Source organism: Agrobacterium sp. A3-95, from assembly GCF_053521785.1.
In genome coordinates, this window is the sequence record NZ_JBNWDR010000001.1 from 403,921 (window position 1) to 428,258 (window position 24,338).

The 24,338-nt window shown below is 59.9% G+C and carries 20 protein-coding genes and 2 tRNA genes; 13 read left to right on the forward strand and 9 right to left on the reverse strand.

The window, feature by feature from the left end; genetic code table 11:
- Positions 1–24: 24 nt before the first annotated feature.
- Together cysD and cysN are read left to right on the forward strand one after the other, a co-directional pair.
- Positions 25–978: a sulfate adenylyltransferase subunit CysD gene (gene cysD / locus ACQZ5Y_RS02085; RefSeq protein ID WP_003511863.1), complete on the forward strand. Its 954-nt coding sequence runs from the start codon at positions 25–27 to the stop codon at positions 976–978.
- Entirely contained in the window at positions 978–2,459 is a 1,482-nt protein-coding gene (gene cysN / locus ACQZ5Y_RS02090; RefSeq protein ID WP_174049231.1) for a sulfate adenylyltransferase subunit CysN, read from the forward strand. The genes cysD and cysN overlap by 1 nt, the downstream gene beginning before the upstream one ends.
- Positions 2,460–2,538: 79 nt before the next feature.
- Here cysN and ACQZ5Y_RS02095 read toward each other — a convergent pair whose 3' ends face one another.
- Entirely contained in the window at positions 2,539–2,766 is a 228-nt protein-coding gene (locus tag ACQZ5Y_RS02095) for a hypothetical protein (RefSeq protein ID WP_174049094.1), read from the reverse strand.
- A gap of 103 nt (positions 2,767–2,869) precedes the next feature.
- Here ACQZ5Y_RS02095 and ACQZ5Y_RS02100 point away from each other — a divergent pair, with 103 nt between their 5' ends.
- Together ACQZ5Y_RS02100 and ACQZ5Y_RS02105 are read left to right on the forward strand one after the other, a co-directional pair.
- Positions 2,870–3,109 carry a hypothetical protein gene (locus ACQZ5Y_RS02100; RefSeq protein WP_112200501.1) on the forward strand — a complete coding sequence of 80 codons (240 nt, stop codon included), beginning with the start codon at positions 2,870–2,872 and terminating at the stop codon, positions 3,107–3,109.
- Entirely contained in the window at positions 3,106–3,426 is a 321-nt protein-coding gene (locus tag ACQZ5Y_RS02105) for a hypothetical protein (protein ID WP_174049230.1), read from the forward strand. The genes ACQZ5Y_RS02100 and ACQZ5Y_RS02105 overlap by 4 nt, the downstream gene beginning before the upstream one ends.
- A 160-nt stretch (positions 3,427–3,586) precedes the next feature.
- Here the strand turns inward: ACQZ5Y_RS02105 and ACQZ5Y_RS02110 are convergent.
- A tRNA-Pro gene (locus tag ACQZ5Y_RS02110) sits at positions 3,587–3,663 on the reverse strand.
- A 264-nt stretch (positions 3,664–3,927) separates the two neighbouring features.
- On the opposite strand from ACQZ5Y_RS02110, the gene ACQZ5Y_RS02115 reads away from it, so the two are divergent.
- Together ACQZ5Y_RS02115 and mqo are read left to right on the forward strand one after the other, a co-directional pair.
- On the forward strand, positions 3,928–4,347 hold the full coding sequence (locus ACQZ5Y_RS02115) for a hypothetical protein (RefSeq protein ID WP_003511854.1): 420 nt from the start codon (positions 3,928–3,930) through the stop codon (positions 4,345–4,347).
- Positions 4,348–4,736: 389 nt separating this feature from the next.
- Positions 4,737–6,470: a malate dehydrogenase (quinone) gene (mqo, locus tag ACQZ5Y_RS02120; protein ID WP_025592695.1), complete on the forward strand. Its 1,734-nt coding sequence runs from the start codon at positions 4,737–4,739 to the stop codon at positions 6,468–6,470.
- A 263-nt stretch (positions 6,471–6,733) separates the two neighbouring features.
- On the opposite strand, the gene ACQZ5Y_RS02125 is transcribed toward mqo, so the two are convergent.
- Positions 6,734–6,808 (reverse strand) — tRNA-Gln (locus ACQZ5Y_RS02125).
- Positions 6,809–7,010: 202 nt separating this feature from the next.
- Between ACQZ5Y_RS02125 and ACQZ5Y_RS02130 the strand changes: the two genes are divergently transcribed.
- Positions 7,011–7,919 carry an MBL fold metallo-hydrolase gene (locus tag ACQZ5Y_RS02130; RefSeq protein ID WP_174049229.1) on the forward strand — a complete coding sequence of 303 codons (909 nt, stop codon included), beginning with the start codon at positions 7,011–7,013 and terminating at the stop codon, positions 7,917–7,919.
- Between the two features lie 123 nt (positions 7,920–8,042).
- Here ACQZ5Y_RS02130 and ACQZ5Y_RS02135 read toward each other — a convergent pair whose 3' ends face one another.
- Positions 8,043–8,963 (reverse strand): DUF1499 domain-containing protein, encoded by a 921-nt coding sequence (locus ACQZ5Y_RS02135; protein WP_174049228.1) that lies wholly within the window; start codon positions 8,961–8,963, stop codon positions 8,043–8,045.
- Between the two features lie 507 nt (positions 8,964–9,470).
- Here ACQZ5Y_RS02135 and ACQZ5Y_RS02140 point away from each other — a divergent pair.
- From ACQZ5Y_RS02140 to ACQZ5Y_RS02150, 3 genes are all read left to right on the forward strand, one after another.
- Positions 9,471–10,835 carry a dicarboxylate/amino acid:cation symporter gene (locus ACQZ5Y_RS02140; protein WP_065661285.1) on the forward strand — a complete coding sequence of 455 codons (1,365 nt, stop codon included), beginning with the start codon at positions 9,471–9,473 and terminating at the stop codon, positions 10,833–10,835.
- Positions 10,836–11,027: 192 nt separating this feature from the next.
- Positions 11,028–11,360, forward strand: a complete 333-nt coding sequence (locus tag ACQZ5Y_RS02145; RefSeq protein WP_174049227.1) for an MliC family protein — start codon at positions 11,028–11,030, stop codon at positions 11,358–11,360.
- A gap of 181 nt (positions 11,361–11,541) precedes the next feature.
- On the forward strand, positions 11,542–11,814 hold the full coding sequence (locus ACQZ5Y_RS02150) for a hypothetical protein (protein ID WP_003511845.1): 273 nt from the start codon (positions 11,542–11,544) through the stop codon (positions 11,812–11,814).
- Here ACQZ5Y_RS02150 and ppdK read toward each other — a convergent pair.
- Complete coding sequence (gene ppdK / locus ACQZ5Y_RS02155; protein WP_003511838.1) at positions 11,792–14,518, reverse strand: pyruvate, phosphate dikinase; 2,727 nt, start codon at positions 14,516–14,518, stop codon at positions 11,792–11,794. The genes ACQZ5Y_RS02150 and ppdK overlap by 23 nt on opposite strands.
- A 228-nt stretch (positions 14,519–14,746) precedes the next feature.
- Here ppdK and ACQZ5Y_RS02160 point away from each other — a divergent pair, with 228 nt between their 5' ends.
- Entirely contained in the window at positions 14,747–15,724 is a 978-nt protein-coding gene (locus ACQZ5Y_RS02160) for a VOC family protein (RefSeq protein WP_111783267.1), read from the forward strand.
- A gap of 272 nt (positions 15,725–15,996) precedes the next feature.
- Here the strand turns inward: ACQZ5Y_RS02160 and ACQZ5Y_RS02165 are convergent, their stop codons facing one another.
- The 3 genes from ACQZ5Y_RS02165 to ACQZ5Y_RS02175 form a co-directional block, all read right to left on the reverse strand.
- Complete coding sequence (locus tag ACQZ5Y_RS02165; protein WP_003511835.1) at positions 15,997–19,464, reverse strand: chromosome segregation SMC family protein; 3,468 nt, start codon at positions 19,462–19,464, stop codon at positions 15,997–15,999.
- Positions 19,465–19,548: 84 nt separating this feature from the next.
- Positions 19,549–20,229, reverse strand: coding sequence for a DsbA family protein (locus ACQZ5Y_RS02170; RefSeq protein WP_003511833.1), 681 nt, complete (start codon positions 20,227–20,229; stop codon positions 19,549–19,551).
- A gap of 128 nt (positions 20,230–20,357) precedes the next feature.
- The gene (locus ACQZ5Y_RS02175) at positions 20,358–20,870 is read right to left on the reverse strand and encodes a DUF721 domain-containing protein (protein WP_003511832.1); all 513 of its coding nucleotides are present in this window, start codon (positions 20,868–20,870) and stop codon (positions 20,358–20,360) included.
- 97 nt (positions 20,871–20,967) lie between these two features.
- Between ACQZ5Y_RS02175 and mutY the strand changes: the two genes are divergently transcribed.
- Together mutY and ACQZ5Y_RS02185 are read left to right on the forward strand one after the other, a co-directional pair.
- Positions 20,968–22,071: an A/G-specific adenine glycosylase gene (mutY, locus tag ACQZ5Y_RS02180; protein WP_065658247.1), complete on the forward strand. Its 1,104-nt coding sequence runs from the start codon at positions 20,968–20,970 to the stop codon at positions 22,069–22,071.
- A complete protein-coding gene (locus tag ACQZ5Y_RS02185; RefSeq protein WP_065702728.1) occupies positions 22,068–22,679 on the forward strand; it encodes an HAD family hydrolase in 612 nt (203 codons plus the stop codon). The genes mutY and ACQZ5Y_RS02185 overlap by 4 nt, the downstream gene beginning before the upstream one ends.
- A gap of 336 nt (positions 22,680–23,015) precedes the next feature.
- Here the strand turns inward: ACQZ5Y_RS02185 and ACQZ5Y_RS02190 are convergent, their stop codons facing one another.
- On the reverse strand, positions 23,016–24,158 hold the full coding sequence (locus ACQZ5Y_RS02190; protein ID WP_003511827.1) for a site-specific DNA-methyltransferase: 1,143 nt from the start codon (positions 24,156–24,158) through the stop codon (positions 23,016–23,018).
- Between the last annotated feature and the right edge of the window lie 180 nt (positions 24,159–24,338).

Consider the following 24,338-nt stretch of genomic DNA (forward strand, 5'->3'; position numbering starts at 1 on the left):
TTCAGACCAGTTCCGGAGTTTAAAATGTCCAACGCAGTCCACGAGACGGACAGCAAGAATACTGTCGCATCCAAGCCGCCGCTCGATCCGCATCTGAAGGCGCTTGAAAACGAAGCCATTCATATCTTCCGTGAAGTCGCCGCCGAATTCGACAATCCCGTGATGCTCTATTCCATCGGCAAGGATTCGTCCGTGCTGCTGCATTTGGCGCGCAAGGCATTCTTCCCAGGCCGCGTGCCATTCCCGCTGCTGCACGTCAATACGGGCTGGAAATTCAAGGAAATGATCGAATTCCGCGACAAGATCGTCAAGGAATATGACCTCGATCTCATCTCCTATACAAACCCGCGCGGCGCGAGCGAAAACGTGACGCCCTTCACCCACGGTTCGGCGCTCTACACCGACATCATGAAGACGGAAGCGCTGCGCCAGGCGCTGGACGCCGGTCAGTTCGATGCCGCCTTCGGCGGTGCGCGCCGCGACGAGGAAGCAAGCCGCGCCAAGGAGCGCATCTATTCCTTCCGCACGCCGGACCACAAGTGGGACCCGCGCAACCAGCGCCCTGAGCTGTGGAACATCTATAACGGCATGGTCCGCAAGGGCGAAAGCGTGCGCGCCTTCCCGCTCTCCAACTGGACCGAAGTCGATATCTGGCGTTACATCGAGGCGGAAAACATTCCGCTGGTGCCGCTCTATTACGCCGCCGAGCGCCCCTATATCGAGCGTGACGGCATGATGATCCTTGCCGAAGACGAGCGGCTGGAGCTGCTGCCCGGCGAAGAGATCCAGCACGGCTCGATCCGCTTCCGCACGCTCGGCTGCTTCCCGCTGACCGGCGCGATCCACTCCGAGGCGGCGACGCTTCAGGAGGTCATCGCAGAGCTGGAAATCGCCACCGTTTCCGAGCGGCAGGGCCGCGCCATCGATCGAGACCAGTCCGGCTCGATGGAGAAGAAGAAGCGCGAGGGCTATTTCTGATGACCGCCGCTGCTACCAACACCGCCTCCACGGCCACCATTCTGCCCTTTGCAGAACATTCGAAGGCGACGCGTGATACGCGCCCGCTTCGTCTCATCACCTGCGGCAGCGTGGATGATGGCAAATCGACCCTGATCGGCCGTCTCCTGTGGGACACCAAGGCCGTCAAGGAAGATCAGGCCGCCACCCTGCACCGCGATAGCGGCAAGCAGAACGATCTCGGCCTGCCAGATTTCGCGCTGCTGCTCGACGGTTTGCAGGCAGAGCGCGAACAGGGCATCACCATCGATGTCGCTTATCGCTATTTCTCAACCGACCGGCGCGCCTTCATCGTGGCCGACACGCCCGGCCATGAGCAATATACCCGTAACATGGCGACCGGCGCTTCCACGGCCGATCTCGCCGTACTTTTGGTCGATGCGCGCACCGGCATTCTGGAACAGACACGCCGACACGCCACCATCGCGGCGCTGATGGGCATCCGGCAATTCGTGCTGGCCATCAACAAGATCGACCTGACGAATTACGACAAGGCAGGTTTTGAGCTGATCGCCCACGAATTCCGCGATTTCGCCTCCGACCTCGGCATCAAGCAGATCACAGCCATTCCAATGTCTGCGCTGAAGGGCGAAAACGTCGTGCTATCAGGCAAGGCCTCCATGCCCTGGTATGAAGGCCCGACGCTGGTCGAAACGCTGGAGCTTGCCACGGTGCGCTCGGCGCAATCGGGTGGTTTCCGCTTCCCCGTACAGCGCGTGTCGCGCCCCGGCGAAAGTTTCCGCGGTTATCAGGGCACGGTTGCCGGCGGCTCGGTCAAGCCGGGCGACAGCGTTGTCGTGCTGCCGTCGGGCATGGTCGCGAATGTCAAGCAGATCGTCACTTTCGATCTGGTGCGTAACGCCGCCGTTGCTGGTGACGCGGTCACGCTCGTTCTCGACCGTCAGGTGGACATCTCGCGCGGCGACATGATCGTGTCCATCGAGGCACAACCGCAGACAGGGCTTGCCTTCGACGCGCAGATCGTGGCGTTGCAGCCAGGTGGCATCGAGGCCGGCAAACGTTACTGGCTGAAAAGCGGCAGCCGCCGCCAGCGCGTCAGCGTGCAGCCGGTCAGCCAGCTCAACCTGAAAGAAGGCGAATGGCAGGCGCACGAGACATCGCTGCCGATGAACGCCATCGGCAAGGTGCGGCTCTCCTTCGACGAGACGGCGATTTTCGATGCCTATGAGCAGAACCGGGCAACCGGCTCCTTCATCCTGATCGACCCCGACACCAACAACACGGTGGCGGGTGGCATGATTGCCGGCAAACGCAGCGTTGGCGCGACAGAAGAACAGGGTGACCGCGTCATTCTCTCCCTGCCCGCCCATCTGGCCGAGAAGCTTCTGGCAAGCGAACTGCTGGCCAAGCACCGCGACGAGATCGACATCCGCCGCACGGATGGCGCGACAGCCTCACGGCTGATCAGCGATCTGGACTGACAGACACGCACGCACAACAAAAAGGCGACCGCCCAAGCGGTCGCCTTTTTTGTTTGAAAGCCTTTGGATCAGGCCTCGTTTAAAACACGAACATGTAAAGCAGAATGATCACAAAAATCGGAACACCCATCGCCCACAGTGCAATACCTTTTAGCATGTTATCCTCCATCGTTGTTGTGGTGGGACAACGGTTGAGGCGCGGTTGCGTTCCCTGCGACTGCGCTGACGACGGCTTCATCGCAGTCGATAACGTCAAACGCATCAAGTTTTCGACGCTTGGCAGAGCCCAGAAGATGGCCAGCGTCATGGCGCTGTGTTCAGGCCCGGTTAATCACCGACACCTCACTCTCTCAGCAATGGAACTGCGTGGTTCAGCGCACGTTAGTGTCCGTCATTGGGAGATGAAGATTATGAAAATTCTGACTGCAGCGATCTGCCTTGTTTCAGTGGGCATCCTAAGCGGCTGTGTCGATGATCGAGGCTACCGTAGCGGCGGATATTATACGACAGGCGTGTACTACCGCACCTATGAACGCGATCGCCACTACCGTGACTATGACCGTCGCGACTGGCGCGACCGGAGGGATTGGCGCGATCGGAGGGATTGGCGCGATCGTCGCGACTGGCGCGGTGATTACCGCTACCGATGATCGACTGGACCTACATTCAAGACCATTGGGATTGGGCGGGGCACATTCTAGAGGCCGTCATCATGGCGGCGATTGTTGCCCTTCTGTTTCGCCTGCTCGTTAGCTGGCCAATCGCGTGGATAATCGGGCTGGCCTTCGCCGCCGGTCATTTTCATGGCCGGGAAAAGCGGGACTACGAGGTGTCCGTAGAAATGCCTCCTCCCCATCTGGAGGGTTATTACTTCTGGAATTGGTCCTGGGATGGTTTAACCGACTTCTGGCCGACGGCTGTTGTTTGCGTTTTGCTCATTCTCCCGTTGGCGAGGAGGAGAAATTGACCTTCCGTGCAATCACCGAAGTCGTGACTTGCAGCCGCGGACGCCGAATGCGTTTACCCGTCCGGTTTTAAACGGTCAGGTCTCCGTACGATGCCTTGATTCAAGGATCTTCAGAAGTGTTGGGATCATTTGAAAGCCCCGGGAAATATTGGGCTTAAGCTGGTCGGAGTGAGAGGATTCGAACCTCCGACCCCGTCGTCCCGAACGACGTGCGCTACCAGACTGCGCTACACTCCGTGACCAGCGGCGCTTCTATAGACCAGCCTCCAGCATTCGACAAGCGGCATATTGCATTTTTTGTGACAAGTTTTCAACGCGCTGCGAAGGGCGGTCGCCAAGTGCCTGCCGCACCGGGCGGCGTGTGTGAAAACGTTACAAAAAAGCAATTGTGGCAGGAAATTTTCGTCAAGCGGCACAGCTCCCCTGCCCGTCGCCGCCAAATCTGCTAGGGGAACGTAATGACCGGCGGGAAGCCGGACACGGCACAAAGGACATTTCACCATGCTATTTCGCAGCGTAACGCTCGCAGGGCTCGCCATTGCGCTCTCCGCCTGCACGACATCGACGGGCTCTGCCCCTTCCTTCACCCAGAAGAGCCCCGTTGAAACGCGGTGGGTCGGTCAGTCCGCAGGTATTTTCTTTGCAAAATTCGGCCCGCCGCTGAGCGACACGGAAACCGGCAGCTCGACCATCTATAACTGGCGCGGCGGTTACAAGAAGGCCACCATTCCGGCCAAGTTCGAAGAAGGCAAGGACGGCAAGAAGGGTCGCCAGATTTCGCCCGCCCGCACCGCCTCGCTCTCCTGCACGGTTCAGCTCACCGTCTCCAGCGACTACACGATCACTTCGGTACGCACGGTTTCCGACCGCCCCGGCGTCAACGGCCCGAGCTATTGCGCGGAATTCCTCGCCGCAAACTGAGTTTTCGTCCAGCAGACGAAACGAGCCAAGGCCTGCCCTAACCGGCGGGCCTTTTCACTTTTTTGCGATTATTGTTATTTTTCCTGAATTTTTTTCACACGGACCAGCGCGACCTGATCCGCCAAGCGCGGCAAACGCCGAATTGACGGCTTTTTCGCGATATTCGCGCTTGAGACACTTTCAACCGTTTGAAAGCATCGTCTAATCCTCGCGACCACAAAAATGACAATCCGCAAAATGGCAAAAACTGCCAATGCGACCTTATGTCCCGGCAAAATCCCCGCAAAAGCGCTTGAACTGGAGTGAATAAGTCAGGGTTGTGCCTGTTTCGGCTTTGCTGTAACGGGGCGGCTGGGAGGAGTGTTTTTAACACAAAACAAGAATCAGGTATGGCCGTGACTCCCATCGATCAAGACAAATCCCAGCTCACTGATCTTTCCTCAGACGCGCTTCCCTCCCATGCGCTTCCAATGAACCGCAGACAGGTTCTCGGCACTGCGCTCGCAGGGCTTGCAGCGACAGCGCTGCCGACATCCTCGCTTCTCGCCAATACGGCTACCAAGAAGGTCGACGTGCTTCTGATTGGTGGCGGCATCATGAGCGCGACGCTCGGCGTGTGGCTGCGTGAACTGGAGCCGACCTGGTCGATGCAGATGCTCGAGCGGCTGGACGGCGTGGCGCTTGAAAGCTCAAACGGCTGGAACAATGCCGGCACCGGCCATTCCGCGCTTGCCGAGCTGAACTACACGCCGGAAGACGACAACGGCAACATCAAGATCAGCCAAGCCGTCAACATCAACGAATCCTTCCAGATTTCCCGGCAGTTCTGGGCATGGCAGGTACGTAACGGCGTTTTGAAGAACCCGCGCTCCTTCATCAACCACACGCCGCATATGAGCTTCGTCTGGGGCGATGAGAACATCGCCTATCTCGAAAAGCGCTACGAGGCGCTGAAGGCAAGCCCGCTTTTTGCCGGCATGGAATATTCCAGCGACCCCGAGCAGCTTAAGAAATGGGTGCCGCTGATGATGGAAGGCCGCGATCCTTCCCAGAAGATCGGCGCGACCTGGTCGCCGCTCGGCACCGACATGGAATTCGGCGAGATCACCCGCCAGTTCGTTTCGCATCTGCAAAGCGACCGGAATTTCGACCTGCAGGTCAACAGCGAGGTTTCCGATATCCAGCGCAATGCCGATGGCAGCTGGCGCGTGACCTACAGCAACCTGAAGACCGATGCTGAGCAGACCGTGGATGCGAAATTCGTGTTCATCGGCGCCGGCGGCGGTGCGCTGCATCTGTTGCAGATGTCCGGTATTCCGGAAGGCGACAATTACGCCGGTTTCCCGGTCGGTGGCTCGTTCCTGATCAACGACAATCCTGACGTGACGATGCAGCATCTGGCCAAGGCCTACGGCAAGGCCTCGGTCGGCTCGCCGCCCATGTCGGTTCCACACCTGGATACCCGCGTGCTTGGTGGCAAGCGCGTCATCCTGTTTGGACCTTTCGCCACCTTCTCCACCAAGTTCCTGAAGGAAGGCTCCTATTTCGATCTCGTCTCCTCCGTCACGACAAGCAATGCCTGGCCGATGGTGCGCGTCGGCATCGATGAATATCCGCTGGTGGAATATCTCGCCGGCCAGCTGATGATGTCGGACGACGACCGCTTTGCCGCGTTGAAGGAATATTTCCCGAACGCGAAGCAGGGCGAATGGCGCCTGTGGCAGGCGGGCCAGCGCGTGCAGATCATCAAGCGCGACGAGGAAAAGGGCGGTGTACTCAGGCTCGGCACGGAAATCGTCGCCGCGCAGGATGGCAGCATCGCCGGTCTGCTCGGCGCCTCCCCTGGCGCCTCCACGGCGGCACCGATCATGCTGAGCGTTCTGGAAAAGGTCTTCAAGGACAAGGTGGCAACACCGGAATGGCAGGCCAAGATCCGCCAGATCGTTCCGAGCTACGGCACCAAGCTCAATGACGACCCGGAAAAAGTGCAGCAGGAATGGGCCTATACGGCCGAGCACCTGCAATTGCCGACCCCGCCGCAGATCGATCTTGGCGCGCTGAAGGGCGCGGGAGCGGCACCTGCTGGCGCGCCGGTGAAGAAGGTTCCGGATATCGCGCTTTAAGGCTTAGCCGCGATTTTAAGTTTGGACGCCGCGTGTCTTTGGATGCGCGGCGTTTCTGTTTAAGCAGGCCTTTAACACACACGCGTCATCCTGGCCTCTTCGCGAGGATCCATGGATTTCAACGGCTTGTGGATCCTCGGGTCAAGCCTGGTGATGACGGAGGACAGGTTTTCGCGCGTTACAACATCCGGGATCGCAGCGAAATGGTACTGCTGATAGATGCACGCCGGCACCTGTGCACGCTGTTCTGATTTTGGAAGTGATGGCTGGGGCGCCAGGATTCGAACCTGGGAATGCCGGTACCAAAAACCGGTGCCTTACCGCTTGGCGACGCCCCAACAGGGCAGCTTGGGCGAAACGCCGCTGCCTGAACCGGGCCTGATTAGCAAAGCCTGCCCGACGCGGCAATGACCTGACGGCTTATTTTTTCACAAAATCCAAGCTTTTTGGATGCCGTGCCTGACATGGCATGTTAGGGCTTGGCGATTGCGCGGCTGAGGCTGCGGCTCTGCGTGGCATGGCATATTTCAGGAGGTCTTGATGGCGGACCCGGCATTCGATCTCGATTTCAGGCCGGCCTATGGCGAGGCGGTTCCCGTTGCCCCGCTCATCCAGCGCATCACCGTCAACAATCCTTCCGCATTTACCTTCCATGGCACCAACTCCTATATCGTCGGCGACCGGTCCGTTGCCGTCATCGATCCCGGCCCGGAGGATGAGGCGCATTTTCAGGCGCTGATGGCGGCGCTTGATGGACGCGAGGTCACCCATATCTTCGTCAGCCACACCCATCGCGATCACTCGCCGCTTGCGCAGCGGCTGCGGCAGGCGACCGGCGCTATCACAGTTGCGGAAGGCCCGCACCGCGCCGCCCGGCCACTGCATGTGGGTGAGACCAATCCCTTTGCCGAAAGTTCCGATACGGCTTTCGTGCCGGATGTGGCACTTGGCGACGGGCAGAGCCTTTCCGGCGACGGCTGGGCGCTGACGGCGCTGCACACGCCGGGGCACACCTCCAACCACGCCGCTTTCGCACTTGATGGCAGCGGCATCGTCTTTTCCGCCGATCACGTCATGGCCTGGGCCACCACCATCGTCGCACCGCCTGATGGGTCGATGAGCGATTACATGGCCTCGCTGGAGCGCCTGCTCGCCCGCGACGACCGGCTTTTCCTGCCCGGCCATGGCGGCCCGGTCAACGATCCCGCAGCCTTCATGCGCGGGCTTCGCGCCCACCGCCGCATGCGGGAACGGGCGGTTCTGAAGCGCATCCGGGAAGGCGACCGGCGGATCGCCGATATGGTGAAGGTGATCTATGCCAGCACCGACAAACGCCTGCATGGGGCTGCGGCACTTTCCGTACTGGCCCATATCGAAGACCTGATCGAAAAGGGCGAGGTGCGGACCGAGGGTGCGCCTTCGTTGCTGGGGGAATATTTTCCGGCGTGAGGCTAGCGTGTGGGCGTAACGCTCAGATCGGCGTCATCATATCCGGTTCAAACATTTCAACCACCGTCGCATTTTCCCGTCGTTCCGGCATTGAGCCGGAATGACGAAGAAGGAAACTAAGCCTCAATTGTCGTTCAGGCCCTGCATTTCCGCATCCAGCGCATCGAGATAGGCTTCTGCGATTGCTGCTCCCATGCCAAGATCGTGCGGGCCGTAACGGGAGGCAACGCGCACATCGACGATCGTGGTTTCCGCCTCCTCTTTCAGGCGGATGAGGATGTCGAAACGCAGGCCCCAGATGCGCGTGCGCTTTTCGCCCTGCATCAGCACCACGCCGCTGCCGTTAAAGAAGGTGGGCTGCGGTGCCTCGACCGGCCGTGCCGTGGGAACCGGCACGATGGAGGGCAGGTCCTCTACCGGCGCTTCCTCGGTGGGCTGCGACTTGTCCTGTTCGGGAACGCCGACGGAGGGCGGCTCCACCGTGCCGATGACGCCTTTGGTATGGGTGATGCGGATGCTCTGGGCGGCGGCCATTTTTTTGGCGGCGGTGTAGATGCGGTCTATCGCACCTTCATAACGGCGTCCGGCAAGGCTCGCATAGGCCACCGCCTGCGCGTCCCGGTCCGCTTTTGCAACAGTGGCCGGTCTTGCCAGCCATTGCTGATTGGCAACGGGCGGCACCAGCCATTCCGGCGCATCGGCAAGATCGGTGGAGATGTCGTAAATCTTCGGCTGCTGCCAGTACAGAAATGCGCCGTAACCGACGACGCCGAGCGGCAACGCCGACAACAGCAGCGCGGCAAGCGCAGAAAGGCCGCCGCGCGCACCCGTGGTCCATAGCCGTTCAAGACCAACCAACGCCAGAAGCATTGCCACCAAAGCGATTCCAGCGGCAATCATCAGCAGGCCGACGAGATCGGGCGTTGTCAACGGTCCGAAACGGTGGATGCCGGCGGCGACAAGAAAAAGCGCCAGCGCCGCCATACCGAGATAGCGGGAAAGATAGGCTGCAACTGAAAAAGGCCGGACGAAACGCACAGTCATGGAAGCGGATATCCGTTAGATCGCATTGGCGTAAAAGCGTTGCACCCGAAATCTGGCAAGGGAATCACCTGCATATGATGTCATAGACCGGATTTGCGGTTAGGAAAACAAGGACGGGTCTGATCTGCGGGTAAAGTGCGTAAATCCACCTTTGTCGCGCCGGACTTGATCCGGCATCCAAGCACGGCGCGTCTTCATCCTGAAAGAAGCCTTCCACGATCAAGGACTTGATCTTAATGGACCCCGGATCTGGTCCGGGGTGACGGAGTGGGAACGCAACGGCCTCAGCCTACATCGTTTTGAGCGCGTGAAAGGCTGCGCCCACGATAGAGCGGAATATTTTTCCGCATTATCTCCCCTTAAGAGAATAATGCATCGGCAGTGCAACAAATACGCAAGCTCATCCCTTATTTGCTGAGGAAATCGGCGTATTCTTCGTCCCTTCCTTCGAGAATGCGTGTAAAAAGTGCATTATCCTCGTTTTCTTGCATAAAAAAGAGACAAGCCATGTCACAGGCAACGACGCCAGCCCGCTCATCCGGGTCCAAACCCTTTTATCGCAACTTCGGCTTTCAGGTTCTGATCGCCATGGTCATCGGCCTGCTGCTCGGGCTCGTTGCGCGCAATATCGGTCCAGATGCCGCCGGCAGCCCGAACTGGCTTTCCGTGACGTTGCAGACCATCGGCAGCATTTTCGTGCAGCTGTTGCGCGCGCTGGTGCCGCCGCTGATTTTCACGGCCATCGTCGCCTCCATCGCCAATCTCAAGAACCTCTCCAATGCGGCAAAGCTCGTCTGGCAGACGCTTCTGTGGTTCGCCATCACGGCGTTGATCGCCGTGGTCATTGGCATCGTCCTTGGCCTCGTCATTCAGCCGGGCGTGAACACCGCGATTGCCAATACCGCAGCGGCAGCACCCTCCTCCACCGGTTCCTGGCTCGACTTCCTGAAGGGTCTCGTGCCGGCCAACGTGTTCGGCCTCGAGGCCTCGACCAAGGTCAATAACGGTTCTGCCAGCACCTCGCTGAACTTCAACGTGTTGCAGCTGCTCGTGGTGTCGATTGCTTTTGGTGTCGCGGCGCTGAAAGCGGGCAAGGCGGCGGAGCCGTTCCTTGCATTCAACCAGTCGCTGCTTGCCATCGTGCGCAAGATCCTGTGGTGGGTCATCCGCCTCACGCCCATTGGCACCATCGGCCTGCTCGGTCGCGCCGTTGACCAATATGGCTGGACGACGCTTTCGCAGCTTGGCTGGTATGCGGCGGCCGTTTATATCGGTCTGGCGCTGGTTCTCTTCGTGGTCTATCCGGCGCTGCTTCTCGCCCATGGCCTGAAGCCATCGCGCTTCTTTGCGGGCGCATGGCCGGCAATCCAGCTCGCCTTCGTGTCGCGCTCCTCTATCGGCACCCTGCCCGTCACCGAAACCGTGACGGAAAAGAGCCTCGGCGTGCCGCGCGAATATGCCGCCTTCGCCGTGCCGCTCGGCGCCACCACCAAGATGGACGGCTGCGCCGCCATCTATCCGGCGATTTCAGCGATCTTTATCGCCCAGTTCTTCCAGGTGCCGCTCGGCATTCAGGACTATGTGCTGATCGTGTTCGTCTCGGTGCTTGGCTCGGCCGCAACGGCGGGTCTCACGGGTGCCGTGGTGATGCTGACGCTGACGCTCTCCACGCTCGGTCTCCCGCTCGAAGGTGTTGGCCTGCTGCTCGCCATCGACCCGATCCTCGACATGGGCCGCACGGCCGTTAACGTCGCCGGTCAGGCGCTGGTGCCCACCATCGTCGCCAAACGTGAAGGCATTCTGGACGAGGCAGTCTATAACAACGCCAAGGACATCGAGGCACTCGATGACCGCGACGCGGTGGCCGCCTGAGTGAAGAACGAATGAAAGTGGTGCCGCCGAGGTGGTACCTTCATATCTCCATGACGGGCGCCGCTATCACTTTAGCGATGCCCACATTGACAATAATCCCAAAAATATTGAAGTATAAATTTGCGAATCATCAATTTTAACTGCAATTACCCTAATATAATTATGGGAAACAAAATTGCACCGAGAAAAAATATGAAAAAATCGTCTACAATTCTCCTGAGTATTTTCTCCTTCATTGCATTCCCTAATTTGACCGCAGCAGCGGGAACAACTGTTGATTCCGTGTCCTATTCGTGCGCCAAGAACGAAGTCCTACGTGTAGTTTACGTCAACGGCGCCGATGGAAAAAGCTTCGCGATCCTGCAGCAGATGGAAGAAATGATACCTATGGCGGAAACAATATCGGCGTCCGGAGCGGTTTATAACGCAATCGACCCGAACTATAGCTACACTTTGCGCACGAAAGGCAGCAACGCCTCGCTTGAAGATAGCAGGGGCACGATACTGGACGGCTGCTCAGAGTAATAATGCAAAACAAGAACGGGTGGCGGCCGCGGACATCCCTGGCGTGAAAAGAAGATTGCGGCATCAGGCAATAGACGATGCAACTTTCCAGTCTTCACCCGCTTTTCCCGATCATTAATCAGGCGTATCAATCGCGGCAATAAAAGTGCCGCCCGGCTGTCATGTTCTAGGGAGAAACAAAATGCGCGTTTCCATCGTCTTAGGTTCGCTCGCCGCTCTACTGGCGCTCACCGCCTGCCAGACGCTGACGCCGGAAGAGCGCCGGGCGCGGGATGAGGCGACATGCCGGGGTTATGGTTTCCGCCCCGGCACCGACCCCATGGCGGGTTGCCTTCTCGATCTGGAAATGGATCGTCGCGCCGACAACCGCGCCTGGCAGGCGCAGATGAACCGCGACATGTTCTATCGGCCGGTGGTGGTGGAGCGGCGGATCATCGTCCAACCAAACCCCTGACCGGAATGAAGGCGACATTGCTGGCGGTTTCACCCTGCCTTGCCCTTGCGGCAAGTGTCGCCTGCGCGGCGGCAAGACGCGCGATGGGCACGCGGAAGGGCGAGCAGGACACGTAGTCGAGATCCGCATCCTCGCAGAAATGGATCGAGGCCGGGTCGCCGCCATGTTCGCCGCAGATGCCGAGTTTCAGCTCCGGCCGCGTCTGGCGGCCGCGCTCGGCGGCAATGCGGATCAGTTCTCCCACACCGTCGAAATCGAGCGAGATGAACGGATCGCGTTCAATAATGCCCTTGCGCTGATAGGTATTGATGAAACGTGCCGCGTCGTCACGGGAAATGCCGAAGGTCGTCTGCGTCAGATCGTTGGTGCCGAAGGAGAAGAACTCCGCAGCTTCCGCAATCACATGCGCGCGCAGCGCCGCACGCGGCAATTCGATCATGGTGCCGGTCAGATATTCGAGCGTCATGCCGGTCTCTTCCGCCACCTCGGCGGCCACAGTGTCGATGACAGCCTTGACGTAATCGAGTTCGGACCGGAGGCCGACCAGCGGCACCATGATCTCAGGCACGACAGGCGCACCGGTGATGCGCGCCGCGGCAACCGCAGCCTCAAAAATGGCGCGCGCCTGCATTTCGGCAATTTCGGGATAGGAAATGGCAAGCCGGCAGCCGCGATGGCCGAGCATGGGGTTGAATTCGTGCAGCGCATCCAGCCGCTGGCGGAATACGGTCTGCGGCATGCCCATGGCGGCGGCGACCTCTACGATCTCGCCATCGCTCTTCGGCAGGAATTCGTGCAGCGGCGGATCAAGCAGGCGGATCGTCACCGGCAGGCCGTGCATGATCTGGAAAAGCTCGGTGAAATCCGAACGCTGCATCGGCAAAAGCCGGTCAAGCGCTGCCCGCCTGCCCTTTTCGCTTTCGGCGAGAATCATCTCGCGCATCACATGAATGCGGTCGCCTTCGAAGAACATATGCTCGGTGCGGCAAAGACCTATGCCTTCTGCACCGAAAGCACGGGCGGCGCGGGCATCGGCCGGTGTATCGGCGTTGGTGCGCACTGTCATACGGCGCAGATTATCGGCCCATTGCATCAGCTTGCCGAAGTCGCCTGACAGTTCAGGCTGCGTCATCGGCACTTCACCTTTCATCACCCGGCCAGAAGAGCCGTCGATGGTGATGACATCGCCGCGTTTCAGCATGCAGCCAACGCCGATCAGCACCTTGTTGCGCATATCGACGCGCATCGAACCCGCACCGGTAACACAGGGAATGCCCATGCCGCGCGCTACCACGGCGGCGTGGCTGGTCATACCGCCGCGCGTCGTCAGAATGCCTTCGGCGGCATGCATGCCGTGAATATCTTCCGGACTGGTTTCGATGCGGACCAGAATGACGCTTCGGCCTTCAGCTTCCGCAGCGACCGCTTCTTCCGAGGTAAAGACGATCTCGCCGGTTGCCGCCCCCGGGGAGGCAGGCAAGCCGGAGCCGATGATGGGCCGGGAAATACCGGGATCGATGGTGGGGTGCAGCAATTGGTCGAGCGATGACGGCTCGATGCGGCAGACGGCTTCTTCCTGCGAAATCAGCCCATCCTCGACCATATCGACGGCAATCTTCATGGCGGCGCGTGTGGTGCGCTTGCCGGAACGGGTCTGGAGCATCCAGAGCTTGCCGCGCTCGATGGTAAATTCCAGATCCTGCATGTCGCGATAGTGGGTCTCCAGCCGCTTGCAGATCACCATGAACTCGGCGAAAGCCTCCGGCATCAGCTTTTCCATGGAGGGTTTGTCGGAACCCGACGCCAGCCTCGCAGCCTCGGTGATGGATTGCGGCGTGCGGATGCCCGCCACCACATCTTCACCCTGGGCATTGACGAGGAACTCGCCGTAAAGCTCCGCCTCTCCGGTGGAGGGATTGCGGGTGAAGGCAACGCCGGTTGCCGATGACGAGCCGAGATTGCCAAAGACCATGGCCTGGACGTTGACCGCCGTGCCCCAGTCGCCGGGAATATTGTGCAGGTGTCGATAGGTCACGGCGCGATGGTTCGTCCAGCTGGCAAAGACTGCACCGATCGCGCCCCAGAGCTGAACATGGCAATCCTGCGGGAAAGCCTCTCCCAGCTCGTCCTCGATCAGTTGCTTGTAAAGCGCAACGACATGCTGCCACTCGACCGCCGACATATCGGTATCGTATTCATGGCCGAGCCGGCCTTTCTCGTCTTCGAGAATTTCTTCGAACAGCTCATGGTCGAGACCCATGACGACATCGGCATACATCTGGATGAAGCGGCGATAGCTGTCCCAGGCGAAACGGGCGTCGCCCGCATCGTGGCCCAGCGCCTGCACCGTGCGGTCGTTGAGGCCGAGATTGAGCACCGTGTCCATCATGCCCGGCATGGAGGCACGCGCGCCTGATCGGACCGACAACAGCAGCGGCGTCTGGCTGCCGCCGAATGTCTTGCCGGTCACGGCTTCCATGCCGTGAAGGCCGGCCATGACCTGCAGCTTCAGCTCTTCGGGGAGATCGCGGCCGTTCTTGTGATAAAGGGCGCAAGCATCGGTTATGATGGTGAGGCCGGGGGGAACGGGAAGGCCGAGACTTGCCATTTCGGCAAGGTTTGCACCCTTGCCGCCCAATATAGCAACGTCACCTGCCCGGCCTTCGGCAGCACCGTTGCCGAAGGTATAAACCCACTTTTTCATTCCACGCTCTCCACCCAGAAGCGTTGTCATTTTTCTATCATCTACAGCATTGGCAGCATGTTGGAAACGCCACAACGTCCAGTTTACATCGCAGTGCAGCATAATTGCGGCGAATTGCGCGCCAGAATTGCCGCAAAAGCAAAATAACAGCGTTACTGACGCATTCGTGTAGTGCGCAGAAACGGAGTGTTCCCTAAGCCATCCACATCGCCCAAAAAGAGATTATTCATGCAATTTACTCGCCGCCACACGTTGAAATTTGCCGGAATTTCTTGCGCCGCCACCGCCCTTGCCGGTGCTCTTAGAGCAGAAGGCGACCCAACCGCAGCAAGTGCAGGCACCGCCCTTCCCTTTGCGCTGACCACGCCGATGCATGTCAGTCAGGCGGCGCTTCGCGTGCGCGATCTCGATCCGATGATCGATTATTACCGTTCCGTGCTCGGGTTGAATGAGGTTGCGCGCAACGCACGGGGCGTGACGCTCGGCGCCGGCACCGTTCCCCTGCTTGATCTCGTTCACAAGCCAACGGCGGATTATGAAAGCCCCACCTCAGCCGGCCTGTTCCACATCGCCTACCTGATGCCCACCCGCAAGGATCTGGCGCGGTGGCTGGTACATGCGGCGTTAAGGCAGGTGCCGCTCACGGGCTTTGCCGACCATAATGTCAGTGAAGCGGTCTATCTCAACGATCCCGAAGGCAACGGCATCGAGGTTTACAGCGACCGGCCGAAGGACACATGGGTCTGGAGCGGCAGCGTGGTTAAGATGGGGACCGAACCGCTCGACGTCGATGATCTCGTAACGCTGACCGACACCAAAAAGAGCGATTACGAGGCCGCACCTTCCGGCATGCGCATCGGGCATATTCACCTGCGGGTCGGCGAGATTGCCACCGCACGCGCCTTTTACGAGGAAGCCGTTGGTCTCAAACCGACGCAGGATGCCCGTTCGGATGCCTCCTTCCTGTCATCGGGCGGATATCACCACCATCTGGCCGTCAACACATGGAACAGCCGGGGGGCGAAAGAGCGCAACGCCACCGAAACCGGCCTCGACTGGTTCTCTCTTGCCATCAAAAATCCCACGGACCTTGAAGCGCAGAAAACGCGGCTGCGGGCGGCCGGTTATGTGCTGGTGGAGATGGAAAACAAGGTTGTGGAAGCGATTGATCCGTGGGGCACGCGGCTGCGGTTGGTGCCGGTATAAGAGGGCGGCAAGTCGGCTGGTTTCCTGTGACTGGTACAGGAACGAGGGACGCGAGGCACAACACCAAAAAAAAAGCCTTGCGAGGCCACGGCAGCGACCTCGCAAGGCTTTCCATCCGGTACAGGAAACCGGATGGGGGGTCTGGAAAGAGCCCAAATTCCTTCCAAAAAGACATAGCAAAATGCCGCGCATTGTCGCCCACCCGAATGGGTGATGCGGCCAGATAAATTCGCGATGGACAAGGCTTAAGGGGCAGACCCGGAACGGGAAACTCAGACGGCTTCGCGCAGTTGCTCGGCAGTCTGCAAATCCACGGAAACCAGTTGCGACACGCCCTGTTCGGCCATGGTGACGCCGAAGAGGCGGTTCATGCGCGCCATGGTGATGGGATTGTGGGTGATGATGACGAAACGCGTTTCGGTGGAGGCAACCATTTCGTCCATCAGATTGCAGTAACGCTCGACATTATGGTCGTCGAGCGGCGCGTCCACCTCGTCCAGCACGCAGATCGGTGCGGGATTGGTGAGGAAGACCGCAAAGATCAGCGCCATGGCCGTCAGCGCCTGTTCACCGCCGGAAAGCAGCGTCATGGTCTGCGGCTTCTTGCCCGGAGGACGGGCGAGAATTTCCAGGCCGGCTTCCAGCGGATCGTCGGATTCGATCAGCTGCAATTCCGCCGTGCCGCCACCAAACAGATGGGTGAAAAGCCGCTGGAACTGCGAATTGACCACATCGAAGGCCGCAATCAACCGTTCACGGCCTTCGCGGTTGAGGTTCTGGATACCGGCGCGCAGCTTGCGCACCGCGTCGATGATATCGTCGCGTTCCTTGATGAGGGCCGCGAGCTTGGCGGAAAGCTCCGCCTGCTCTTCCTCGGCACGCAGGTTGACGGCGCCCAGCCTCTCACGCTCTATCTTCAGCCGGTCGAGATCGCGCTCGACATCGCGAATATCTGGCTTCGGCTGGTCGGGACCAAGGCCGGTCAGGCGCAACGCCATATGCGGCTCGGTATTCAGCGTTTCGCGGATGCGATGTTCGGTTTCCTGCCGCTTCTCGCGGGCGGAAACAAGCCGCTCTTCGGCGCGGCCGCGCTTTTCACGGGCTTCTGCCAGTTCGGAAAGGGCGGTGGTTGCAACGCGGTCGGCGGCGCGTTGCAGGTTTTCCGCCTCCGCCAGCCGGTCCGCGGCCAAGCGGCGGGCGTCTTCGGTTTTCTGAAGCTCGGTCAGGAGGTTGCGGCGTTTCTCGTCGAACTCTTCCGGCGCAATGTCCAGTTCGGCGATTTCCTCGCGCGCCTCTTCCTCACGCTCGCGCAGGGTGGCGATGTGATCGGCAGCACTGGCGGCCCGCGATGCCCAGGTTGAGCGCTCCTGCGCGATTGCCTGAAGCCGGCGCTGGCGGCTTTCCGCCTCGCGACTCACCCCCTCGTGGCGGGCGCGCGCTTCTGCCAGCAGGCCACGGTCCGTGGCGACTTCCAACTGGCTTTCCCGCAGGCGCAGATCAAGGGCGGAAAGATCCGGTGCATCTTCCATTTCGATGCGGGCGTTTTCTTCCTGAACGACGATCTCGTCGATCTGCGCGCCGATCTGGTTCAGCGCTTCCGAGACGATATCCCGGCGGCGCAGAAGATCGCCCGAGGCGCGTTCGGCTGATGTTAGCGCCTCTCGTGCCTCGGCAAGATGACGCGTCACCAGCCGGCTTCTGTCGCGCACTTCCGAAAGCCGCAACTCGGCGCTTTTGATGTCGTCGGTCCTGATGGAGAGCTGTTCTTCGGCCTCCTCCAGACTGAAACGGGCCTCTTCCAGTTCCGTCTCGATTTCGGCAAGCCGGTTCTTTTGTGCCAGACGAAGGGCGGCGGCTCCCGGCGCATCAGCGCTGGCGATGTGGCCATCCCAGCGAAACAGCGCGCCCTCGCGCGTCACCAGCCGCTGACCGGCCTTCAGCGACGGCATCAGGCGCAAGGCTTCCGCAGTGTCGGCTGCAACGCCGATCTGGGCGAGACCGCGCCTTAATGCGTCCGGCGCCTGCGCATAGTTCAGAAGCGGCTTGACGCCCTGCGGCAAAGCAGGATCGCCCGCACCATCGCCATTGCCGGCCCAATAGGCGGGAGCAGCGGGATCAAGGGCACTTTCGAGGTCGTCGCCAAGGGCTGCACCAAGCGCTGCCTCAAAACCACGTTCCACCGTCATTTCTTCCGCCACCGGCGTGAAGCTGCCATTGGCGGCAGCACTGGCCGCCAGGATTTTGGTGATGGTGCGCGCTTCCGTATCCAGAGCGTTCAGCCGGTTTCTCGCCGTTTCCAGCGGGCCGCGCGCCAGCGCTTCGGCGGAACGCGCCTCGGCAACGGCGGCTTCGGCTTCCTCCGCAACTATCAGAGCGTCTTCCACCGCGATCTCGGCTGCCTCGACCGCCTCGCGGCGCTCCGAAGGATCGGGAAGGCCGGAGAGTTTTTCATCGACGGCATCGATCTCGGAGGATGCCTCCTGCGACTGGCGTTCCAGCCGGAGTTTACGATCGGAAAGCTCGCGGATCGCCCGTTCCAGCTGCTGGCGCCCGGCGGCGGCCTCGGCGCGCTCGGCGGTGATGGCAGTGAAAACGGTTTCGCTTTCAGTCAGTTTAGCGGCAGCTGCCTCAAAGGCTTCGCGCATCTCTTCGGCATGACGACCGGAATCGGCGAGAATTTCGAGAAGGTCTGCCTCTTCCTCATCGAGCCGTGCAAGGATCTGGGCGTTATCAGAGACAAGCCGTTCTTCGCGAACGATGTCTTCGCCAAGCTGCGATAGACGGCGCGCCAGCTCATCACGGCGGCGCAGCAGGCGGTTAGCCTCGTCATCCAGCTGGGTGCGGGCAATCTGTAGACGTTGCAGGGCGGCAGCGACACGCGCTTCATCCTCGCGCAATTCCGGCAGCTTCAGGCTGGCAATGCCCTGCTGTTTGGCCGCCTCCATCTGCGCCTGCGCCTTTTCGGCAACGATGTTCGTGGCTTGATTAAGCGCGCTTTCCGCTTCGCCTTCGGCTTCCTTGGCTTCTACCCAGCGGATATGCAGCAGGGTCGCCTCGCGGGCGCGGATATCCGCCGACAGCATCTTGAAACGGTTGGCCTGCCGCGCCTGGCGTTTCAGGCTTTCGATCTGGCTTTCAAGCTGGGCGGTCACATCCTCCAGCCGCTCCAGATTGGTCTCCGCAGCACGCAGGCGAAGCTCCGCTTCATGGCGGCGGGAATGCAGGCCGGAAATGCCGGCCGCCTCTTCCAGAAGCTGGCGGCGGGCCTGCGGCTTGGCATTGATGAGTTCACCGATACGCCCCTGCCCCACCATCGAGGGCGAACGCGCGCCGGTGGAGGCATCGGCAAACAGAAGCTGCACATCCTTGGCGCGCGCTTCCTTGCCGTTGATGCGATAGACCGAGCCGTTTTCGCGCTCGATGCGGCGCGTCACCTGAATTTCATCGGCATCGTTGAAGGCGGCGGGCGCGGTGCGATCGGAATTGTCGAGATAAAGGCCGACCTCGGCGGTGTTGCGGGCCGGGCGATTGCCGGAACCGGAGAAGATGACGTCATCCATGCCGGATGCGCGCATGTTCTTATAGGAGTTTTCGCCCATCACCCAGCGAAGCGCTTCGACCAGATTGGACTTGCCGCAACCATTGGGACCCACGACACCGGTCAGACCCGGCTCGATGATGAATTCCGAGGGTTCAACGAAGGATTTGAAACCGACGACGCGGAGCTTGTTGAACTTCATGCCGCTCCGCTCCGCCTGAAATAACGGCAATAAAAAACGGGCGAACGGAAATACCCGCCGCCCGTTCCTTTAAGGGTTCGGCGATCAGAGCAGCTTGTCGATGACAGCCGACATGGTTTCAACCGACATGTCTCCCGCGTATTTCTTGCCGTTGATGATGAAAGTCGGCGTGGAGTTGACGCCGAATTCCGTCGCACCGCGTTGCATCGTTGCGTTCACATCATCCAGAAGCTTCTGGTTCGTCAAGCAGGCCTCGAAAGACTCCTGTGAGAAACCGGCCATTTTCGACAATTGCAGCAGCGCCGCACGGGCATCCTGGGCTGTTGCCCAGCTCTGCTGCTGCTTGAACAGCATGGAAACGAACGGGAAATACTGTCCTTCCGGTGCGCAGCGCGCCAGCATGAAGGCAGCGGCGGCACGCGGATCGAACGGGAATTCGCGGATGACGAAATAGGCCTTGCCGGTATCGATGTATTTCTTCTTGATCTCGTCAAAGGTCTTGTTGTGGAAATTGGCGCAATGCGGGCAGGTCATCGACATATATTCGACGATCTTGACGGGAGCGTTCGCATCGCCGAGCGCCGCTTCCGGCAGCGGACCGGGCTTCAACACCGCAGCCATATCCACGTCACCGGTGGATTCAGGCAATTCCTGCGCCTGGGCAACGCCCGGCGTGAAGGCAAACGGCAGGGCCGTGGCAAGGGCAGCAAGTGCAACGCCGCCGAGAAGGCTGCGACGGGAAATGGTCAGTTCGGAAAAATGCATGAAAGCACCTGTTGGTAATAGACTCTATTGTCTGTTGATTCCGATATAGCGACGGCCTGTTCATCACAAGCGGGGTTTTGAACTCTTCTTGTCAAAGAATTGTGACCAGTCAAGGACGGTGCGCGACATCAAATCGTCCCGCCCCGCGGCTTCTTCTTCTGCATCACCGCCGTGCCGAGCCTTTCCACTGCCTTGCGCAGCGCTTCGCTCTCGATGCCGTCCATCATATCGTCGAGACGTTTTGCCGCATCACCGCGCAGCGGCGGCGGCTTTCGCCGGCGGGGAACGGGCTGCGATACCGGCTTCTGCACGATCCTGATCTGGCGTACCGCCGGAAAGCCAAAAAAGCCGTTGATGCGGGCGATGAGCTCGCCCTGTGCATGGGTGAGGAACAGAGCGCGCGCGCCTTCGCAGGCAATCGTCAGCACGCCCGGCTGGTAGCCGCCGCGATCCGGCCCTTCGTCGCGACGCGGCCAGGTAATCTTTTCCGGCCGCGTGCAATCGGCGAAGTCATCGCCGGCGATCTCGTCCCACGAGCCGAGCAGCGCCGTGTTGATGCCCGCCCGTTTCGACAGGAGGGGATCCATGATGCCATTGGCTATTTCGGCAATCTGGATGACGCCTTTGCGTGGATATCGCATTTTTCACTCGGCTTTCAGGACCGCACAGTCCGGAGCTTCTTGATAGGTCGGTATGAATGGCCCAACTATAGGCCGAATCGAAGAGAAACGGCAAACCATGCTTCAAAAAACCGCCCCGTCATCGCACGCGCAGATGCTGCTCGCATGGTACGACCGCCACCATCGCGAGTTGCCTTGGCGCACCTCGCCGGCCATGGCGGCACAAGGAAAACGTGCCGATCCCTATCATGTCTGGCTTTCCGAAGTGATGTTGCAGCAGACGACGGTGCAGGCGGTTAAACCCTATTTCCTGAAGTTCCTCGCGACGTGGCCTCATGTCAGCGATCTGGCGGCGGCACCGGTTGAGGATGTGATGGCTGCATGGGCGGGACTTGGTTATTACGCCCGCGCCCGCAACCTGAAAAAATGTGCGGAAGCTGTGGCGAAAGAGCATGGCGGAGTCTTTCCCGATACCGAAGAGGGCCTGAAGAAGCTGCCCGGCATCGGCGACTATACATCTGCTGCCGTGGCGGCCATTGCGTTCAACCGGCAGGCGGCGGTGATGGACGGTAATGTGGAGCGCGTCATCTCCCGCCTTTTCGCGATAGATGCACCCCTGCCCGGTTCGAAACCCGCCATGAAGGCGAAGGTGGCGGAGCTTACGCCTTCCGACCGGCCGGGCGATTTTGCGCAGGCGATGATGGATCTCGGTGCGACGATCTGCACGCCGAAGCGCCCTGCCTGCGCGCTCTGTCCGTTCAATGGCGGCTGTCTGGCGCTTGCCCATGACGAGCCGGAGCGGTTTCCGGTCAAGGCCGCGAAAAAGGCAAAACCGGTGCGGCTGGGAGCCGCCTTCGTGGCGGTGAATGCAAGCGGCAAAATTCTGCTGCGGCGGCGCATAGAAAGCGGCCTTCTCGGTGGCATGACGGAGGTGCCGACAACAGCATGGACCGCCCGCGTGGATGGCGGCACCGACACGAGCCACGCGCCTTTTGCCGCGTCTTGGCAAGCGGCGGGCGTCATTGTGCATGTCTTCACCCATTTCGAGCTGCGGCTCACCGTCTATCGGGCACAGGTACCGGATGGGCTTGAAACCGGCGCGGATGACGGATGGTGGGAGCCGGTTACAAATCTTGACGCGCAAGCTTTGCCGACGGTGATGAAAAAAGTCATCGCACAGGCTATTCCATCCGCATTCGATGAAAGCAGGAAGTTTCGATGACCAAGATTGAGCATATCGTATTCGACATCGGCAAGGTGCTGATCCACTACGATCCGCATATTCCCTATAGCCGCCTCATTCCCGATGCCGACGAGCGCAAATGGTTCTTCGAGAATGTCTGCACCCATGACTGGAACCTCGAACAGGATCGCGGACGCGGCTGGGAAGACGCCGAGGCGCTGCTGATGGAGCAGTTTCCCGAGCGGGAAGAGCATATCCGCGCCTTCCGCAAGTTCTGGCATGAGATGGTCTCGCATTCCTATGACGACAGCGTCGCGATCATGACCAGCCTGATCGATAACGGTCACGACGTGACGATGCTGACCAACTTCGCCTCAGATACCTTCCGCGAAGCGCAGAAGATGTTCCCCTTCCTCACCCTGCCGCGCGGCGTGACGGTTTCTGGCGATGTGAAGCTGCTGAAACCGGATGTGGCGATCTACGAGCTGCACGCGAAGGAATTTGGCCTCGACCCTGCCGCAAGCATCTTCATTGACGATACGCTTGTTAATGTCGAAGGCGCCAAGGCCGCCGGCTGGCAGGCGGTGCATTTTACCGGGGCGGAAAAGCTGAAGCAGGATCTGCAATCCTACGGCGTGGATGTCTGACAGACCATCAGATCCAAAAAGAAAATTGGCGCAGGCGGAAATGGCGGTCTCCTGCCTGCGCCAGTCCTGCCGCAAGCGGCATCGGACAGCAATGTTTTCGTGAACTTTCCGGACCGGATTTTCACAACCATTGCTTTGCGTAGGACACTATGACCGTTCTCTTGCGCGAAACTTGTCTGGCTAAATTTAGATATTCAAAAATACCAACGCCCGACACCGAAGTGCCGGGCGTTGGTCGTTCTCCATCCGGGACTGAAGGTACTAAACCGGACGGAGACGTATGCTGACAATGGCGGGCGGTGGATCGTTGCCTTCAGCCTTTTGGGCTTTAGACTGTCAGGCCTTTGCCAGTTCACTGCGGATGATTGTTCTCAGATCATCGATAGGCTTCAGCTGGTCGCCATCCTCGAAGTGCCAGAACGTCCATCCGTTGCATGCGTCGAGACCCTGCACCTTTGCACCAAGACGGTGAATGGAGCCGGCAGTCCCGCCGGATGCAATCGTACCATCGGCACGAATAATGGCGCTATAACGGCGCTTTGCATCGGTCAGCACCTGGCCGGGACGGACGAGGCCGCTTTCCACCAGGGTGTTGAAGGCAACACGCGGTTCGGCCCTCTTGCCGGTCATAACGGTCAGCTCCGCCTTGCCGAGCGGCTCGACGGCGGCGATGCGGGCAGAGGCCGCGTCGATGTAATCCTGTTCGCGTTCGATACCAACGAAGTGGCGGCCGAGACGTTTTGCAACCGCACCCGTGGTGCCGGAGCCGAAGAACGGGTCGAGCACGATGTCGCCAGGCTTGGTGGAGGCCATGATGATGCGTGCCAGCAATGCTTCCGGCTTCTGGGTCGGATGCACCTTCTTGCCGTCGTCACCTTTCAGCCTCTCATGGCCGCTGCAAATCGGGAACAGCCAGTCGGAGCGCATCTGCACGTCGTCGTTGGAGGCCTTCAGCGCTTCGTAGTTGAAGGTATAGCCCTTGGCTTTCGGATCGCGGCTCGCCCAGATCATGGTCTCATGGGCGTTCTGGAAACGGCGGCCCTTGAAGTTGGGCATGGGATTGGTCTTGCGCCAGACGATATCGTTCAGGATCCAGAAATCGAGGTTCTGGAGCATGGAACCGACACGGAAGATGTTGTGGTAGGAGCCGATGACCCAGATGGTACCATTCGGCTTCAGCACGCGGCGGCAGGCCAGCAGCCAGGCGCGGGTGAAGGCATCATAGGCCTCGAAGGAGGAGAACTGGTCCCACTCGTCATCGACCGCATCAACCAGCGACTGATCTGGCCGGTGAAGCGTACCGCCAAGCTGGAGGTTGTAGGGCGGATCGGCGAAAATCGCATCCACCGACTGGCTCGGGAGGGCATCCAAGGCAGCGACACAATCACCTTTGATTATGCTGTCTTTCCAGGCGTCACTCTCGCCCGCACGATCAAAACCGGCACGCCGAAAATCGGCCAGCGGAAAAACTGCTGCCATTGGTACTCGCTCCATACGCTTACTCTCTACTGATGCTTATGGTTACCGAAGATGGTTATCAAAGCCTGAACAAGTCACGGAAAATGCGAAATAAATGGCTGTTGCGGCCGACACGCGCAATTTGCTGGCGCGGGCGGGGAACCCGAAGTGGCGCAAAAACGTTGTGCACAACGGGTTGTC

Bases quoted from the DNA above. Each gene is read 5' to 3' on its own strand.
- cysD (WP_003511863.1), top strand. From the start codon at position 25: ATGTCCAACGCAGTCCACGAGACGGACAGCAAGAATACTGTCGCATCC.
- cysN (WP_174049231.1), top strand. From the start codon at position 978: ATGACCGCCGCTGCTACCAACACCGCCTCCACGGCCACCATTCTGCCC.
- ACQZ5Y_RS02095 (WP_174049094.1), bottom strand. From the start codon at position 2,766: ATGACGCTGGCCATCTTCTGGGCTCTGCCAAGCGTCGAAAACTTGATG.
- ACQZ5Y_RS02100 (WP_112200501.1), top strand. From the start codon at position 2,870: ATGAAAATTCTGACTGCAGCGATCTGCCTTGTTTCAGTGGGCATCCTA.
- ACQZ5Y_RS02105 (WP_174049230.1), top strand. From the start codon at position 3,106: ATGATCGACTGGACCTACATTCAAGACCATTGGGATTGGGCGGGGCAC.
- ACQZ5Y_RS02115 (WP_003511854.1), top strand. From the start codon at position 3,928: ATGCTATTTCGCAGCGTAACGCTCGCAGGGCTCGCCATTGCGCTCTCC.
- mqo (WP_025592695.1), top strand. From the start codon at position 4,737: ATGGCCGTGACTCCCATCGATCAAGACAAATCCCAGCTCACTGATCTT.
- ACQZ5Y_RS02130 (WP_174049229.1), top strand. From the start codon at position 7,011: ATGGCGGACCCGGCATTCGATCTCGATTTCAGGCCGGCCTATGGCGAG.
- ACQZ5Y_RS02135 (WP_174049228.1), bottom strand. From the start codon at position 8,963: ATGACTGTGCGTTTCGTCCGGCCTTTTTCAGTTGCAGCCTATCTTTCC.
- ACQZ5Y_RS02140 (WP_065661285.1), top strand. From the start codon at position 9,471: ATGTCACAGGCAACGACGCCAGCCCGCTCATCCGGGTCCAAACCCTTT.
- ACQZ5Y_RS02145 (WP_174049227.1), top strand. From the start codon at position 11,028: ATGAAAAAATCGTCTACAATTCTCCTGAGTATTTTCTCCTTCATTGCA.
- ACQZ5Y_RS02150 (WP_003511845.1), top strand. From the start codon at position 11,542: ATGCGCGTTTCCATCGTCTTAGGTTCGCTCGCCGCTCTACTGGCGCTC.
- ppdK (WP_003511838.1), bottom strand. From the start codon at position 14,518: ATGAAAAAGTGGGTTTATACCTTCGGCAACGGTGCTGCCGAAGGCCGG.
- ACQZ5Y_RS02160 (WP_111783267.1), top strand. From the start codon at position 14,747: ATGCAATTTACTCGCCGCCACACGTTGAAATTTGCCGGAATTTCTTGC.
- ACQZ5Y_RS02165 (WP_003511835.1), bottom strand. From the start codon at position 19,464: ATGAAGTTCAACAAGCTCCGCGTCGTCGGTTTCAAATCCTTCGTTGAA.
- ACQZ5Y_RS02170 (WP_003511833.1), bottom strand. From the start codon at position 20,229: ATGCATTTTTCCGAACTGACCATTTCCCGTCGCAGCCTTCTCGGCGGC.
- ACQZ5Y_RS02175 (WP_003511832.1), bottom strand. From the start codon at position 20,870: ATGCGATATCCACGCAAAGGCGTCATCCAGATTGCCGAAATAGCCAAT.
- mutY (WP_065658247.1), top strand. From the start codon at position 20,968: ATGCTTCAAAAAACCGCCCCGTCATCGCACGCGCAGATGCTGCTCGCA.
- ACQZ5Y_RS02185 (WP_065702728.1), top strand. From the start codon at position 22,068: ATGACCAAGATTGAGCATATCGTATTCGACATCGGCAAGGTGCTGATC.
- ACQZ5Y_RS02190 (WP_003511827.1), bottom strand. From the start codon at position 24,158: ATGGCAGCAGTTTTTCCGCTGGCCGATTTTCGGCGTGCCGGTTTTGAT.